At 70.1% G+C, this 13966-nt stretch carries 12 protein-coding genes and 2 pseudogenes; 8 read left to right on the forward strand and 6 right to left on the reverse strand.

The window, feature by feature from the left end; genetic code table 11:
* The first annotated feature begins 13 nt into the window (after nt 1-13).
* From QFZ58_RS03600 to QFZ58_RS03605, 3 genes are all read left to right on the forward strand, one after another.
* Entirely contained in the window at nt 14-1189 is a 1176-nt protein-coding gene (locus QFZ58_RS03600) for an epoxide hydrolase family protein (RefSeq protein ID WP_307123430.1), read from the forward strand.
* Nucleotides 1170-1373: a hypothetical protein gene (locus QFZ58_RS34415; RefSeq protein WP_373428513.1), complete on the forward strand. Its 204-nt coding sequence runs from the start codon at nt 1170-1172 to the stop codon at nt 1371-1373. The genes QFZ58_RS03600 and QFZ58_RS34415 overlap by 20 nt, the downstream gene beginning before the upstream one ends.
* A gap of 101 nt (nt 1374-1474) precedes the next feature.
* Nucleotides 1475-2194, forward strand: coding sequence for a DinB family protein (locus tag QFZ58_RS03605; RefSeq protein ID WP_307123431.1), 720 nt, complete (start codon nt 1475-1477; stop codon nt 2192-2194).
* 371 nt (nt 2195-2565) lie between these two features.
* Here the strand turns inward: QFZ58_RS03605 and QFZ58_RS03610 are convergent, their stop codons facing one another.
* Nucleotides 2566-3804 (reverse strand): alginate lyase family protein, encoded by a 1239-nt coding sequence (locus QFZ58_RS03610; protein ID WP_307123432.1) that lies wholly within the window; start codon nt 3802-3804, stop codon nt 2566-2568.
* A gap of 252 nt (nt 3805-4056) precedes the next feature.
* Here QFZ58_RS03610 and QFZ58_RS03615 point away from each other — a divergent pair.
* Nucleotides 4057-4233 (forward strand): annotated as a pseudogene (locus tag QFZ58_RS03615) (transcriptional regulator); the annotation flags it as partial.
* 19 nt (nt 4234-4252) lie between these two features.
* Here QFZ58_RS03615 and QFZ58_RS03620 read toward each other — a convergent pair.
* On the reverse strand, nt 4253-4399 hold the full coding sequence (locus QFZ58_RS03620) for a hypothetical protein (protein WP_307123433.1): 147 nt from the start codon (nt 4397-4399) through the stop codon (nt 4253-4255).
* 114 nt (nt 4400-4513) lie between these two features.
* On the opposite strand from QFZ58_RS03620, the gene QFZ58_RS03625 reads away from it, so the two are divergent.
* A complete protein-coding gene (locus tag QFZ58_RS03625; protein WP_307123434.1) occupies nt 4514-5404 on the forward strand; it encodes a TIGR03620 family F420-dependent LLM class oxidoreductase in 891 nt (296 codons plus the stop codon).
* Nucleotides 5405-5507: 103 nt separating this feature from the next.
* Here the strand turns inward: QFZ58_RS03625 and QFZ58_RS03630 are convergent, their stop codons facing one another.
* Entirely contained in the window at nt 5508-6725 is a 1218-nt protein-coding gene (locus QFZ58_RS03630) for a low temperature requirement protein A (RefSeq protein ID WP_307123435.1), read from the reverse strand.
* 426 nt (nt 6726-7151) lie between these two features.
* Entirely contained in the window at nt 7152-7979 is an 828-nt protein-coding gene (locus QFZ58_RS03640) for an alpha/beta fold hydrolase (protein WP_307123436.1), read from the reverse strand.
* Between the two features lie 590 nt (nt 7980-8569).
* Here QFZ58_RS03640 and QFZ58_RS03645 point away from each other — a divergent pair.
* Nucleotides 8570-9190: a hypothetical protein gene (locus QFZ58_RS03645; protein ID WP_307123437.1), complete on the forward strand. Its 621-nt coding sequence runs from the start codon at nt 8570-8572 to the stop codon at nt 9188-9190.
* 263 nt (nt 9191-9453) lie between these two features.
* Here QFZ58_RS03645 and QFZ58_RS03650 read toward each other — a convergent pair whose 3' ends face one another.
* On the reverse strand, nt 9454-9720 hold the full coding sequence (locus QFZ58_RS03650; RefSeq protein WP_307123438.1) for a hypothetical protein: 267 nt from the start codon (nt 9718-9720) through the stop codon (nt 9454-9456).
* 630 nt (nt 9721-10350) lie between these two features.
* Nucleotides 10351-10545 carry a hypothetical protein gene (locus tag QFZ58_RS03655; RefSeq protein ID WP_373428514.1) on the reverse strand — a complete coding sequence of 65 codons (195 nt, stop codon included), beginning with the start codon at nt 10543-10545 and terminating at the stop codon, nt 10351-10353.
* An 827-nt stretch (nt 10546-11372) separates the two neighbouring features.
* Here QFZ58_RS03655 and QFZ58_RS03660 point away from each other — a divergent pair.
* Together QFZ58_RS03660 and QFZ58_RS03665 are read left to right on the forward strand one after the other, a co-directional pair.
* On the forward strand, nt 11373-13124 hold the full coding sequence (locus QFZ58_RS03660) for a cellulase family glycosylhydrolase (protein WP_307123439.1): 1752 nt from the start codon (nt 11373-11375) through the stop codon (nt 13122-13124).
* Nucleotides 13125-13285: 161 nt separating this feature from the next.
* Nucleotides 13286-13722, forward strand: a pseudogene (locus QFZ58_RS03665) (monooxygenase); the annotation flags it as partial.
* Nucleotides 13723-13966: the final 244 nt, after the last annotated feature.

A 13966-nucleotide genomic window follows, 5' to 3' on the forward strand; every position in this document is an offset into this window, starting at 1 on the left:
TAGCATGCGTGCCATGCCGGACGCACTGCCTCACTTCGAGCCGTTCACCCTCCGGACCGCACCCGCAGCGATCGAGGACCTCCGCACTCGACTGAGCCTGACACGCTGGCCGGATGCGCCCGAGGACGCCGGATGGTCGCTCGGTACCGACATCGCCTACCTTCGTGAGCTCGTCGCCTACTGGGCGGACGGGTTCGACTGGCCGGCGCAGGAGGCGGCACTCGCTCGGCTGCCCCGCTTCCGCGTCCGGCTCGGTGGCCTCGGGGTCCACTTCGTGCACGCCCGGGCTGTCGCGCCGGCCGCCCCCGCACTGCCCCTCGTACTGTGCCACGGCTGGCCGGACTCGTTCTGGCGCTACTCGAAGGTCATTCCTCTCCTGACCGATCCCGGCGGGCACGGCGCCGACCCGGCGGACGCGTTCGACGTGGTCGTACCCGACATGCCGGGCTACGGGTACTCCGACCGTCCTACCGGCCCGCCGCTCGACTCCATCGCCGTCGCCGGTCTGTGGGCCGAGCTCATGGGTGCCCTCGGCTACACGCGCTTCGGCGCGGCGGGCGGGGACGTGGGCAGCCACGTGAGCCGCTACCTCGCACTCGACCACCCCGGCCGCGTCGTGGCTGTCCACCGCATGGACGGTGGCCTGCCCGTTCCTACCGGCGATCTTGCCGATCTCTCGCCCGACGAGCGCACCTGGTTCGAGGATGTGACGGCCTGGGGCGCGAGCGAGGGGGCCTACGGCGCCCTGCACCGCACGAAGCCCCAGACCGCTGCCGTGGGGCTGACCGACTCGCCGGCCGGTCTCGCCGGGTGGATCGTCGAGAAGCTCCGGGCATGGAGCGACTGCGGCGGCGACGTCGAACGGAGTTTCACGAAGGACGAGATCCTGACGAACGTCACGCTCTACTGGCTCACGGAGACGATCGGCTCGTCGATGCGGATGTACCACGCGAACGCCGCGATCCCGCGCGAGCAGCTCGCCCGCCGGGTCGAGGTGCCGTCCGGATTCTCGCTCTTCCGCGGTGACATCCTCCGCCCGCCGCAGGCGTGGCTGGAGCGCACGGCGAACGTCGTCCACCTGACGGAACCCGCTCGCGGTGGGCATTTCGCGCCGTTCGAGGAGCCCGAGCTCTACGCGGAGGAACTGCGTGCGTTCTTCCGCCCCTACCGTGCGGCGGCCAAGGGCTGAGGGAGAGGATTACCAACAGCTGGCCGAATTCGGCCGGGAGTTCCGCCCCGTCCCCGCAGGGGTCGACGACGTCCACGCGAACCTGAGCGTCCGCAACCTCGGCTTCGAGGAGTACGCGGCCTGTGGTCACGGTGATCCCGAGGGGGTCCCACCGGTCAGTGTGTGCCGGCAGGCGACGGCGTAGCGCGTCAGGCGCAGGAAATCGGGTGGCGCTCGTCGAGGCGGGGCGTTAACTTCCGCCGAGGCACGGTGAAGTCGGGGACGCGACCGCGAGGAGTACGAGGCATGAAGACCGAGGACGCGTCGACCGGCCGTCTACGCTTGCTGCTGGACCAGTTCGACCAGGCCCGGGAGATGGCCCAGGTGCGGCTGACGGGGCTCTCTGACGAGGAGTACCTGTGGGAGCCGGTGGCCGGTTGCTGGTCGGTCCGGCGCCGGGGCGAGGCGGCGACGCCCAGGGCGTTCGGGCCCGGCGAGTGGGTACTCGACAAGGGAGCCCCGGACATCCCGGCGAACGAGTACGCCGAGGTCGCACGGCAGGCCGCCGACGGTATGACCGTCGCCAAGATCGCCGACGACTGGAGCGTGGGCGTCGAGCGGGTGGAGCAGATCCTCGCCCACACCGGTCCGCCCGACCCCGATGAGACGCCGGTCACGACCATCGCATGGCGGCTGGCGCACCTGCACTCCTGTTTCGCGGGCCAGTGGGAATGGACCTTCGGTGAACGGCGGCAGGACCCGCACCTGCTCGTCGACTTCACCCCGTCCGCCTCCCAGGCACTCGACCGCTTCTGGGTGCTGATCGACCGCTGGCGCGCCGACGTCGGCGACGTCACCGACGAGCATCTCGACACGGTCGGCTTCTCGCAGTACCCGTACGGCTCCGACCCCGATGATCCGTTCGTCGATGTGCTGGCGGGGGCCAACCTCGAATTCATTCACCACATGGCCGAGATAGCGCTGCTCCGGGACCTGCGGCGGTCCCGCTTCGCCGCTCCGGGCTGACGGCGCGGGCGCCCTGTTGAGGGCCGCGCCGGGACTCCGTCCAGGGAACCGTGTGCCCCATTGCGATCGACGTGAGCGAGGACCCTCTCACGTCGACTGACGGAGGCCGGGGCGGGCCTGCCTCGCCCCGTCCGCGGGTTCGAATCCCGTCGGCACCGCAGCCGACCGGTACGCCGTGCGGCGCTCGCCGACCTGACCGACGGCACGAAAGGTGCCAGAGGCCCACCCTCAGCACCGCCCTCCCGCGTCGGCCGTTGCGCGCCGACAGGTCTCGGTGCGTACCGGGACACCTGCCCTGCCCTTCACCGTCGTCCGGGAGCAGGGCGGTCATGACCGCCCTGCTCCCTTACGCTCGCGCACCGTGTGCCGCCTCAGGACACGTTGTCGCCCTGGGTCAGCGTCTCCCAGGCTACGAACAGGTTGTTCGTCCCCATCGGGCGCCGGGCCAGGGTGTACGCCTCGGTGTTGCTCATGGCGTTGCCGAGTCGGTTGTGCATCGCGTTGTAGCCGACCTCCGTGACCGGCCCCAGACCGCGATTGACACTGCCGCCGCACAGCCAGGACGGCGGGGTGTTCAGCTCGTACGTGGCGTGGAAGCCCAACGCGTGCCGGATCCGCTCCCCGAACTCCGGGTAGAGGTCCTGGCCCTGGATCCGGGAGGTCTCGGCGACCTGAGTCATGGCCGCGATGCCGTAGCCGGTGTGGACGAAGTCGCGGCACGTCTCCTGGGCGAGCCCGTTCACGAAGGTGGTCTGGTTGTGCCAGTAGCCGATGATCTCGTCACGGGTGTCACGCCCGTCACCCGGCTTGGTGCGCGGCAGGGGGCCGTCCGAGGTGAGGTAGACGAAGGCGGGGACCCGGTCGCGGTAGAGGGAGACGGCCCGGTCGTAGATCCCCTTGTCGTCCAGGAAGACCCCGATGCCGATGACGGCCTGGGTCATGCTCAGCTCCCAGTTGCCGTTGGAGTCGGAGCCGTTCTGGATCTCCGGATAGTAGACGTTGCGGAGCATGGTGCCGAAACGGCCGGAGTTGGGCCAGTTGCCGTGGACGTGCTTGATGATCTCAGCGGCCTTGGGCCAGGAGGATGCGGCCCAGGCGGTCTGCAGCGGGGCGTTGCTGTTGGTGTGGTCCCGGACGGTCGCCGACCATGCGTCCATGATCTGGATCGCCTTGTCGGCGTGAGCGGCGTTGCGGGTGACGTACCAGGCAAGGGCGTGGGTGTACGCGGCGATCGCGTCCTCGCGCTCGTCCGTGCAGCCGTAATCGGGGTTCGAGTACGACCCGCACTCGACGACGGCACGCGGGTGGGGGGTGTACGAGAGGGAGGCGTACCGCGAGCCCATCATCTGGCTGTAGGCCGCAGCCTGCGGAGCGGTGCCGGCGTTGACCCGGGAGCGCATGGTGTCCAGCTGGGTACGGCTGACGCCCACCCCGGGGTGGGTGAACACGGCGGGGGCGGCCTGCGACGGCGGGACGGCGGCGACGTTCGCGCGGACGGCCGCGTTCGCGGTGCCGGCGGACGGCGCGGCCGAGACCGGCACGGCGAGGACGCCCGCCAGCAGCGCGCCAACGGCTGCGACGAGTACGGATGTGAGGGATCTGCTGTGCATGGGGGTTACCTCTCCACCGACGCGAGTTCCTGTATGTGAACACTCTCCGCGGACATGAATCGGAGGTCGTTTCAGGAAGTTAACGGCGCATCATGCACACGTCAAGGTCTAGACCTGGCCGGGTACGGAACCTCGGGCTGGGGAGGGGCTGTTCACCGACATCCTGGCGTCCAACGGCCTGGCCCGTGCGCTCTACAGCGACGTGGACGCCGACCCGCACAACCGGACGAACCTCGCGCAGCTCAACTTGTCGTAGGCAAACTCGTCCTGGCCTACGAAGGCCTCGAGATGGCAGCCGAACCCGGCCTCACCCTCACCATCCACACCGCCGAGACGGGCTCCCCCTCCGCCGAAGCTCTCCGTCTCCTCGCCTCCTGGTGGGCCACCCGGGAAGCGAGCCCGTCCCCCACTTCGCAGCCGGGCCGGTAACCAGGTCGGACGAACGGCGTCAGTCCCTGTTGCCCAGGATGTCGCGGGCCTCGACGCGGATCTCCCTGACCGCCCGGTGCAGGACCCGTGGCCGTCCGGCGGCAAGGGCCATGCCCACGGCTTCGCCGGTGGTGTCCCTCACCGCGTGTGTCGGGGTTGTCTGCACGGCATCCCCGTCCACCGTACGGACGGGGATGCTCGCCGCATCGCCCTGTGCCTCCGTACGGATGAATCCCCGACCGGGCGGGAATAGCGGGCGCGGAACGCTGTTGATCACACCATGACTTCTGAGACGCGCGAGACATTCGGACGGATCGGCATCTGGAGCGGTGCCCTGCACAGGTCGCGAGTGGACGACGCGGGCAAGGGAGCGATCGCGGAGGCGGTCGCGGAGCTCGAAGAGCTGGGGTACGGCACTCTGTGGATCGGGGGCAGCCCCTCCCCCGACGACGCCGCGGCAGTCGTCGCCGCCACCCGTACGGTCACCGTGGCCACCGGCATCCTGAGCATCTGGGACCACCCCGCCGAGGAGGTGGCGGCGCGCATCGCCGCCATCGACGCCGCTGCGCTTGGGCGCTTCGTCCTCGGCCTCGGGGTCAGCCATGGACCGATGGTGCCGCAGTACACGAGGCCGTACAGCGCGATGGTCGCCTACCTCGACGCCCTCGACGCCGCCACCCCGCCCGTGCACGCCGGACGACGGGTCCTCGCGGCGCTCGGCCCGAAGATGCTGAAGCTCGCGAGCGGCCGGGCGCTGGGCGCGCACCCCTATCTCGTCACCGCCGAGCACACGGCGGAGGCGCGTGAGGCGCTCGGCTCCGATGCGCTGCTCGCGCCGGAGCTGTCGGTGGTGCTCGACGCCGACCTCGACCGTGCCCGCACCACCGCGCGGAACATGCTGGAGATGTACCTCCAGCTGCCCAACTACACCGACAACCTGCTGCGCCTGGGGTTCGCGGAGAGCGACTTCCAAAACGGCGGCAGCGTCCGGCTCCTCGACGCCCTCTTCGCCCTGGGCGACACCGAGCGTGTGAGGGCCCGGACGCGGGAGTACCTCGACGCGGGCGCCGACCACGTCGCACTCCAGGTGCTCACCGCGGACGAGGGCGGTGCCGGTCTGCCGCGGTCCGAGTGGCGTGAGCTGGCCGGGGCGTTCGCCGACGAGCTGTAGTCCTGGTGGGCCTCGGGGCGATGCCGGGAGGTGCGGCGGTCCCCGGCGCGAGCGGAGTCACCAGCTCGTCGCCGGGGACGGCGCGGGTGCGGCCGGGCACTCGTCATCGCCCCACGGCCCGGAGGCGCCGGCCGGCGACAAGGCCGGCGACAAGGCCGGCGGCCAGCGTGGCGCTCACGGCCAGGCCCATCCCCAGTACGGCGCCGCCGAGTCCCACGGCCGGTGCGCCGAAGCCCAGGGCGAGCACCACGGTTGCTCCCGCGACCACCACCAGGGCGTGGCCCACGGTTCCGGTCGCGGTGAGCCGGTGCAGTGCGGCGAGCGTGAGCAGCGCGATCGCCACGGGCACCGCGACCGCCAGACCGGCCCCGCGGGTGGAGAGGTGTCCGTGGTGTTCGGTGGCGTCCAGGGCCGTCTCCAGGCCCGCGCCGATCGCTGCCAGCGCGGCATAGACCGCGTAATGGCCATAGCCCCAGGCCAGGGCCGTCCGCAGGGTGGTCAGTTCCGCTTCGCTGCCGGTGAAGTAGAGCCACCACAGGGCGAAGACCAGCAGCAGCCCTCCTACGGCGATCAGGAACACGGGTGCGGACAGACCATGGCCGGCCACGGCGGTCCGGACGGCGGCGAGCGAGCCGAGAATCACTTCGCCGAGCACGATGATGGTGAAGAGGCCGTAGCGCTCGGCAATGTGTGCCGGGTGCCAGGTGGTCGGACTGCCCCGGTACTCGGCCCAGGCCGGCACGGCCAGCTCCGCCAGGACCAGGACCAGGAAGGTGGTCCAGGCCCATGCGTCAGGCGTCCACAGACGGGCGATCCACCCAATCTGCACCACGGCGATCCCGGCGGCGTACCTCAGGGCGGCGCCGCGTCCGTCCGGATGCTCGACGGCGGCCCGGAGCCACTGGGAGATCTGTGCCGCCCGCATGATGACGTAGCCGACCACGACGACGGTGAAGTCGTAGTCCTCGAACACGGCGGCCACGCCCGAAGCCAGGACGAGCACGCCGGCCATCTGCAGCAGTGTCAGCAGACGGTAAGGCACGTCATCGGTGTCGTACGCGGAGGCGAACCAGGTGAAGTTCATCCACGCCCACCAGATCGCGAAGAACACCGCCGCGTACGCCGCGAGGCCGGGACCGACGTGGCCCTCGGCCAGTGCGTGGTGAAGCTGAGCCGCAGCCTGGGAGACGGCGACCACGAACGTCAGGTCGAACAGCAGCTCCAGCGGCGTCGCCGCCCGATGTTCCTCACCAGGGTCCCGTCCGCGCATGATCCGCCGCAGCGGTCCGGCCGGGGCGGTATCGGCACCGTGACCGCTCATCGCGCCTCTCCTTCCTGTGCACGCCGGCAACCGGGTTCGGGCGGTTGCACGCGAGCTTCTCCCCCGGCAGGGCGGACCGAACTGAAGGGACAGCAGTCGGCACCGGTGGTGCGCGACGACGAGGAGGACGGGGCACCACCGCACCGGAGGCCACTGTATCCGGACGGGGGCAGAGCGGTTCGGGCGCATGCCACGGCCTGAGCGGTGGTGCCTCGGAGGCCGCCGGGACGGACGGACCGGGCGGCGCCTGTTCGAGCAGAAACCCGGCACCTCGCCGACGCCCTGCGCAGCAGGCCGCTCCGGGATCGTCACCTCGGTACACCGGCCCGCGTGCACGTCTCGGTACGGGCGTCGGTACGTGGGCGAGGAAGAGGAAGAGCGGGTCGAGGGGATGAGGCCGGCGGGCCGAGTCACTTGCGCGCCTGCTCAGCTCTTGAGGAAGTCCAGGAGTTCCCGGTTGAACCTCTCCTTGTCACCCTGGACCATGGCGATGCCGTGCGAGCCGCCCTCGTACACCTTGAGGGTGGCGTTGCGGACGAGCCCTGCGGTCTTACGGCCGGTCGCGTCGATGGGGACGATCTGATCGTCGTCGCCGTGGACGACGAGTGTGGGGATGTCGAACTTCTTCAGGTCCTCGTGGAAGTCAGTGGCTGCGAAGGCGTCGACGCAGGCGACACCGCCCTCGATGGTCTCCTGCATGGCCATGGCCCAGAAGGCGTCCTTGTTGCCCTGGGTGACCTTGTTCCCTGGGCGGTTGGCGCCGAAGAAACCCTCCGCGGTGTCCTTCCAGAACTGCGAGCGTTCGGTGACGATGCCCTGCTTGATGCTGTCGAAGACGCTCTGGGGGACGCCCTCAGGATTGTCCTGGCCCTGGAGCATCAGGGGCGTGATGGCCGACAGCAGTACCGCGGACCTGATCCGGTCCGTGCCGTGACGGCCGATGTAGCGGGCCAGTTCGCCGCCGCCCATCGAATGCGCCACGAGCGTCACCTCACGCAGGTCGAGGGCGTGGACGAGGTCGTTGAGGTCGTCGGCGAAGGTGTCGAAGTCGTAGCCGTCCCATACCGGGGTGGAGCGTCCGTGACCGCGCCGGTCGTGGGCGATCCCGCGGAAGCCGTTGTCCGCGACGCACTTGAGCTGGTCCTGCCAGGCGTCCCCGTTCAGCGGCCAGCCGTGGACGAAGACCACCGGGCGTCCCTGGCCCCAGTCCTTGTAGAAGATCTCGACACCGTCGCGCGTGGTGACCGTGGGCATGGGTGGGTCCTTCCGGATGGTCGGGGCCGGACCGGTCCACGGCATGAGTGGGTCGGCCCGGTCGGACGGAGCCTCGGGCGGCACGCGGTCCCGGACCCCTCAACCATGTTGGAGGCGGACCTGCACACCGGCAACACGAACCATCGGGCGTCCGTACCGACTCCGTCAGCCGCGACACCACCGGCTTCCTCGCACCGGAACGGCAGGAGTGGGACGCGAGGCAGACCTCGGCCACGGGGTGATACCGGATGCTGCGGTGATCGGCTGCTGCGGCTTCCCGGAGCAACCACCCGACGGATGATGGGAGCGGTCGGGAAACGGCGTACGAGCCGGGCGCGGGGAGCTTTCACGTACGCGCGTCCTGTCCCCGCAGAGCGGTATCAACGGTTCGGTATCACTTGCACCCCGTGGTGCGAGCCGTCGAGTTCACGCCATCGAAGCCCCGGTCAGGGGCAGTTGCCCCGAGCCATCGGGTCCATGCGGTGAGGAATGACTGTGTCGGAATGGTGTCCACTGGGGCCCTGCCTTCGTTGATGTGGGTAGCATCAGCCGCTATACCCGTTTCACACACATCGAAGGACGAGGCACTCATGGCCAAAAACGCTCCATCGGCAGGCGTCACCGCAGACTACGCGCAGAGGGTCGCCGATGATCTCGCGGCGAATCGGAGCGACCAGGAGCGAGTGCGCGCGGAACTGACCCGGCTGCAGGACGAACTCGTCCAGCTGCAGGACAGTGAGCAGGTGCTGAGCAAGATGCAGGAGGTACTCGGCGGTTCCGCGAAGGCTGCCCCGACGGCCCCCAAGGCCCGCAAGTCCGTCTCCGTGCCCGCGGCACGCCGCCCCAAGGGCAAGTCGGCGCCGCAGAAGGTGTCGCGCACGGCGAAGGCCGAGGCCGAGACGGAGCGCAAGACCGCCACGAAGAAGAAGGCGCCGGCCAAGTCCGCCGCCGCTGAGCCGACTTGGCGTGAGCTGATCGCCGACCACCTGGCCGCCCAGCGGGAGCCGAAGTCGGCCTCCGAGGTCGCCGCCGCGCTGACCGAGTCGCACCCGCAGCGCAAGGTGCAGGTGACGGTCGTGCGAAACACCCTGGAGCAGGGCGTCGCGCAGGGTCTTCTGGAACGCTCCAAGCAAGGGCGCTCCGTCTTCTACAGCCCGGTCGCCCCGGCTGCTGCCGCCTCCCAGGACGAGGCCCTGGCGCCGGCTCAGTAACAGAGGCCCAGGCTCCTCGATCACGGTCGGGGGCTGTTCGGCAACGGACCCGTCCCGCGTTCCGCGGCCGGGTCGGCACCCGTGGCACGGCCCGGCTCTGTCCGGGGCGGGCCGCCGGTCACCGGCACCGGAGCATCGGCCCGGACGGACGCGGCCGGACACCTCCGCCCGCCGGCCTGCGCGCAGCGGCGCGCCGGCTGCCCGACCGCTGCTCGACCGGACACGCGGGGACACCGGACGAGTAGCTGGGACGCACGGTCACCTCATGGGCTGTCACCGTCCCAGTCGAACCGGCGCGGGTCATCGGTGCGAGGCCCGTACAGTGCCCGCCCGCCGGCGTAGCGGCCCAGTTCCGTGCGCAGGGATGCGCCCTCATGCAACTGCTCCGCGCTCCAGCCGGTGACGTCGAGGAGCAGGCCGTCCAAGGGACCACCCACGAGTTCGACGTAGAACCGCCCGGGCCGCGGGCCGGGGTCGGGATCGTCGTGGTCGCCTCCGTAGACCCTCTTGCGCATGATCTGCTCGTCCATACCCCGTAGCTTCGCACCCGCCACTGACAACCCGGCGAACCTCGCAGGCCGGCCGGGACGGACCTGGGCGTGGACGGGCTCCTCCCCCGGGCTCGCACGGGCGCAGAAGCCTTTCGTGACTCGGCCACGACGGCCGCCGGATGTGTCCCCTGTTCGCGGGCGGGCTGCGCTCACCGCCCGTACGCGCTGCGGCACAGGCCCACGACATCGGCGGAGGCGACTCCACGGCCGGCCGCGCAGACGGTCTCCATGTCGTACGTCCGCTCCGGCCGGGCTCGCCGGAGCGATTCCGGCCGGTGCGCCTCCGGGCGTGCGGTGGCGTATCGCCGCGGCCCCACACGGGTTTCACGAGGGGCGGGCGTCACGACTGCGGCGTCGCTCCGCCCTGGGGCACGCCTCGCCTCCTTCTTCCGCCTGTGCTCCTTCCGCCGCTCCTCGGCGCTTCCCAGGGCGTCGTGGACGGCAGGGGGCGCGCCCGGAGCGGCCGAGCCCTGTGCGGCGGGCACCGGCCGGGGCTGTGCGGAGGCGACCGCGCCGGGCGTGTGGGGTGGGGCCGGCACGGACACACAACCGGTCGTGCACGCGAGGACAACGACCATCAGCACCATCGACCGCAGTTTCATGCCCTGGTCAACGACGCTTCGCCCACCCGGACACGTCGCAGGGGCGGGTCCCCCGGGGCATCACTCGGTCGGGCAGGCCGGCTTGGGCGATGCGCAGTGCGTGGGCGATCGTGCGGGTCACGGACTCCTGCCGCGTGTGCGTGCGCCACGCCCACTCCTCGACCGCTACGCGCAGCACTCCGTTGAGGACGGTCGCCTGCACGCGCGGCTCGAGATCGTCCGCAGGACGGTGTCCGGGGCGACGTCAAGGCGTTGGGCGCATCGCGTCGCGAAGCCGGCCAGTAGTTCGTCGGCCGGTGGGTCCAAGCTCCGGGGGCAAGGAGTGATCACTGGGTACCCTCCTGCGCTGTGCTGAGGGGGTCACGGTCCTCGAAACGGTATTCTGGCTGCGGCGAGAGCGCCGTCGCGGACGGGCTTTTCGGGAACGTCGGGGATTTCGCCGGCATCGCCGTCGCGCGGGTCGGTGGTGAGTGCTTCAGGACTTCTTCGTCCAGGCGTTCCCGGCCGGTGTCGATGACCTCGCGGCATCCGTCTTCGATGGAGTTCGTCCAGGAATCCGACGCCGGCGGTGTGGTGGTGCGTCGTGCCCTCGGAGGGCATGCCGGGGCCTGCGGTGTTCAGAAGCCGCCGACCGCTCTGGGCTCCGTGCAGGGGCTGAGCCATTCGGACCTCTGTCGCGCAAATGAATCGCCCCCATCCCGCTCTCGTCGACCACCCTCCTCTGCCCGCTTCCGAAGCCTCAGGGTACGACGTCGGAAACAAGTCCTGCAGAGAGCTTCCGTCCGGTTGCCCGGCGCGTCTACGCTCACTGCCTATGGGAGCGCTCCCATAATCGTCGGAACAGCGTTATGCGCAGTATCGAGGGTCATCCAGCCAGGTAGAGGCGCATTGCCCACTGTGTAACCGCCTGCGAGGCCGGTCTCTCGCCGGGCGGTCCCATATGGAGTGATCGGTCATATACGTGCGTTGAGGGAGAGTGCGATGAACATGCGAAGAGCCTTTCGGGCTTTCGGCGTTGTCGGAATGCTTATGGCGGGTTCGGTGGCCGGATTCGGCGGCCCGGCCTCGGCGGTCACCTCGCCGGCGGCCGGTCAGTCCGCCGCAGACGGCAGGACATCGGCGGTCGCCGCGGCGCCGGAACTGCACGTGTCGGGCAACCGCCTGGTCACCGGGTCCAATTCCACGTTTCGCCCACTGGGCGTCAACCGGTCCGGCGGGGAGTTCGGCTGTGTCCAGGGCAAGGAGATATTCGACGGGCCGACGGACCAGGCGGCCGTCGACGCGATGAAGGCATGGAAGATCAACACTGTCCGGATCCCGCTGAACGAGGAGTGCTGGCTGGGCACCGGGAACTTACCTCCGACAGCGCCCAGCGCGGCGGCGTACCAGCAGGCGGTCAAGACCTACGCGGACCTCCTGGTGGCGAACGGCATCAACGTGATCCTCGACCTGCACTGGACTTGGGGCGAGTACACCGGCCCCGGCGGAGGCTGCCCGGACGTCGCGGCCACCTGCCAGAAGCCGATGCCGGACGCGCGCTACAGCCCCACGTTCTGGTCCGAGGTGGCCACGATGTTCAAGGGGAACGGAGCGGTCATCTTCGACCTGTTCAACGAGCCGTACCCGGACGCGGCCAACAACTGGTCCGACGCCACGGCCGCATGGACCTGTCTGCGTGACGGCGGCACCTGCGCCGGAATCACCTACCCGGTCGCCGGCATGCAGACCCTCGTCAACGCGGTACGCGCCACCGGTGCCACCAACGTGATCATGTCGGGCGGTCTGGAGTGGACGAACAACCTGAGTCGGTGGCTGGAATTCAAGCCGGCCGACCCCACCGGCAATCTGATGGCCTCATGGCACTCCTACAACTTCAACGGCTGCGTGACCACCTCGTGCTGGGACAGCAACATCGGAGCGGTCGCCGCCCAGGTGCCGGTCCAGGCCGGCGAGATCGGTCAGAACACCTGCGCCCATGACTACATCGACCAGGTGATGGCCTGGGCGGACGCCAACAAGGTCGGGTACACGGCCTGGACCTGGAACCCTTGGGGTTGCAGCGGTGGCAATGTGCTCATCGAGGACTGGAACGGCACACCGACCAGCACCTACGGTGAGGGGTTCAAGGCGCACCTGCTCAGCCAGACCCCCGGTGATCCCGGCGGTGACACCGCTGCGCCCACCGCTCCGGGGACTCCCACCGCCTCCGAGGTGACGGCCACCTCCGCGACCTTGAGCTGGGCGGCCTCCACGGACAACGTGGGTGTCACCGGCTACGACGTCGTCCGTGTCACCGGCGGCACCGAGACGCGGGTGGCCGGCTCGGCGTCCAACCGGGTCACGGTCACAGGGCTGTCCGGCAACACGGCCTACACCTTCGCCGTTTACGCCAAGGACGCGGCCGGCAACCGCTCCACCCGCTCGGCCACCGTTACCGTTACCACCACCGGCACCCCGGCGGGCACCTGCTCCGTCGGCTACCGCCTGGTGGGGGACTGGGGAAGCGGCTTCCAGAGCGAGATCACCATCCGCAACACCGGCGCCGCCGCTGTCAGCAACTGGAAGCTCGGCTTCACCTTCGCCAACGGCCAGACCATCAACAACATGTGGGGCGGCACCCCCACCCAGACAGGCGGCTCCGTGAGCGTAATCCCCGCCTCCTACACCGACACCATCACCGCCGGCGGTTCCGTCACTCTCGGTTTCATCGCCAACAAGGGCGCCACGAACACTGCCCCGACCACCTTCACCCTCAGCGGCAGGACCTGCACCACAGCCTGAGCACAGCCGCTGCCCCGCAACCGACATCAGTTGTGCCCCCGCAGTTGCCCCACCGCAACCCCCGGAAACCGAGGCCCGGCGGTATCGGACAGGGCGCACCCGCCGGCCCGGCCACAACCGCCGGGCCGGCGAATGCTCCCTGTAGGGTGCCGAAATTGCAGCACGGCCGGGGTGGCGTGAGCGTGCTGGAGGCCTGCAAGGAGGGCCCGAAGACGTCTCCACGGCTTCTACAGCCACGGCTTCCCCAAGCTTCTTCCCTCTCGGGCCGCTGCAGAACGCGAGCGCCGTCAACTACGTCCACATCCTCGACGAGCAGGCCACTCACGTCGCCGAGGTGGTGGCGGAGTCTCGCAAGCGCCTGGCCCGGTGCGTCGAACCGACCGTCGAGGCCCAGGAGAAGTGGGCGGCAACGATCCGCCGGAAGGCCGCGGCCCTGCACGACTTCCACGCCGAGTGCACCCCCGGTTACTACAACAACGAGGGGATGCCACGCCTGCACAGCGAGTCGTACGGCGAGGGGCCGGTCGCCTTCCACGATCTGCTCCGGCGCTGGCGCGCGGGCGACGGTATGAACGACGTCATGGTCGAGGCACGATGACCGGGGCGCGGGACGGGAGCGGACCGGTGGGAGGGGCGGCCATGCGCACCGGAGGGGACGGCGCACTCGTCCTTTCGGCCAACGCGAGGGAACCCTGCTGCGGCTCATTCCTTCCCGGCGCGGATAGGGATGGCCGCTCTCCACCGGTACGTGACCGGGTCGCGGCGGTGCGTCCCCGACCCGGGGACGGCGGTTGCGCGCCCCGGCCGGAGGAGCGGTTGTGCGTGCCGGGTGCCGGGTACGC

This window comes from Streptomyces sp. B1I3 (assembly GCF_030816615.1).
Classification (GTDB): Bacteria; Actinomycetota; Actinomycetes; order Streptomycetales; family Streptomycetaceae; genus Streptomyces.

Excerpts from the sequence above, each read along its gene's own strand:
- QFZ58_RS03645 (WP_307123437.1), top strand. The coding sequence starts at position 8,570 with ATGGCCAAAAACGCTCCATCGGCAGGCGTCACCGCAGACTACGCGCAG.
- QFZ58_RS03625 (WP_307123434.1), top strand. The coding sequence starts at position 4,514 with ATGACTTCTGAGACGCGCGAGACATTCGGACGGATCGGCATCTGGAGC.
- QFZ58_RS03630 (WP_307123435.1), bottom strand. The coding sequence starts at position 6,725 with ATGAGCGGTCACGGTGCCGATACCGCCCCGGCCGGACCGCTGCGGCGG.
- QFZ58_RS03640 (WP_307123436.1), bottom strand. The coding sequence starts at position 7,979 with ATGCCCACGGTCACCACGCGCGACGGTGTCGAGATCTTCTACAAGGAC.
- QFZ58_RS03600 (WP_307123430.1), top strand. The coding sequence starts at position 14 with ATGCCGGACGCACTGCCTCACTTCGAGCCGTTCACCCTCCGGACCGCA.
- QFZ58_RS03610 (WP_307123432.1), bottom strand. The coding sequence starts at position 3,804 with ATGCACAGCAGATCCCTCACATCCGTACTCGTCGCAGCCGTTGGCGCG.
- QFZ58_RS03660 (WP_307123439.1), top strand. The coding sequence starts at position 11,373 with ATGGCGGGTTCGGTGGCCGGATTCGGCGGCCCGGCCTCGGCGGTCACC.
- QFZ58_RS03650 (WP_307123438.1), bottom strand. The coding sequence starts at position 9,720 with ATGGACGAGCAGATCATGCGCAAGAGGGTCTACGGAGGCGACCACGAC.
- QFZ58_RS03605 (WP_307123431.1), top strand. The coding sequence starts at position 1,475 with ATGAAGACCGAGGACGCGTCGACCGGCCGTCTACGCTTGCTGCTGGAC.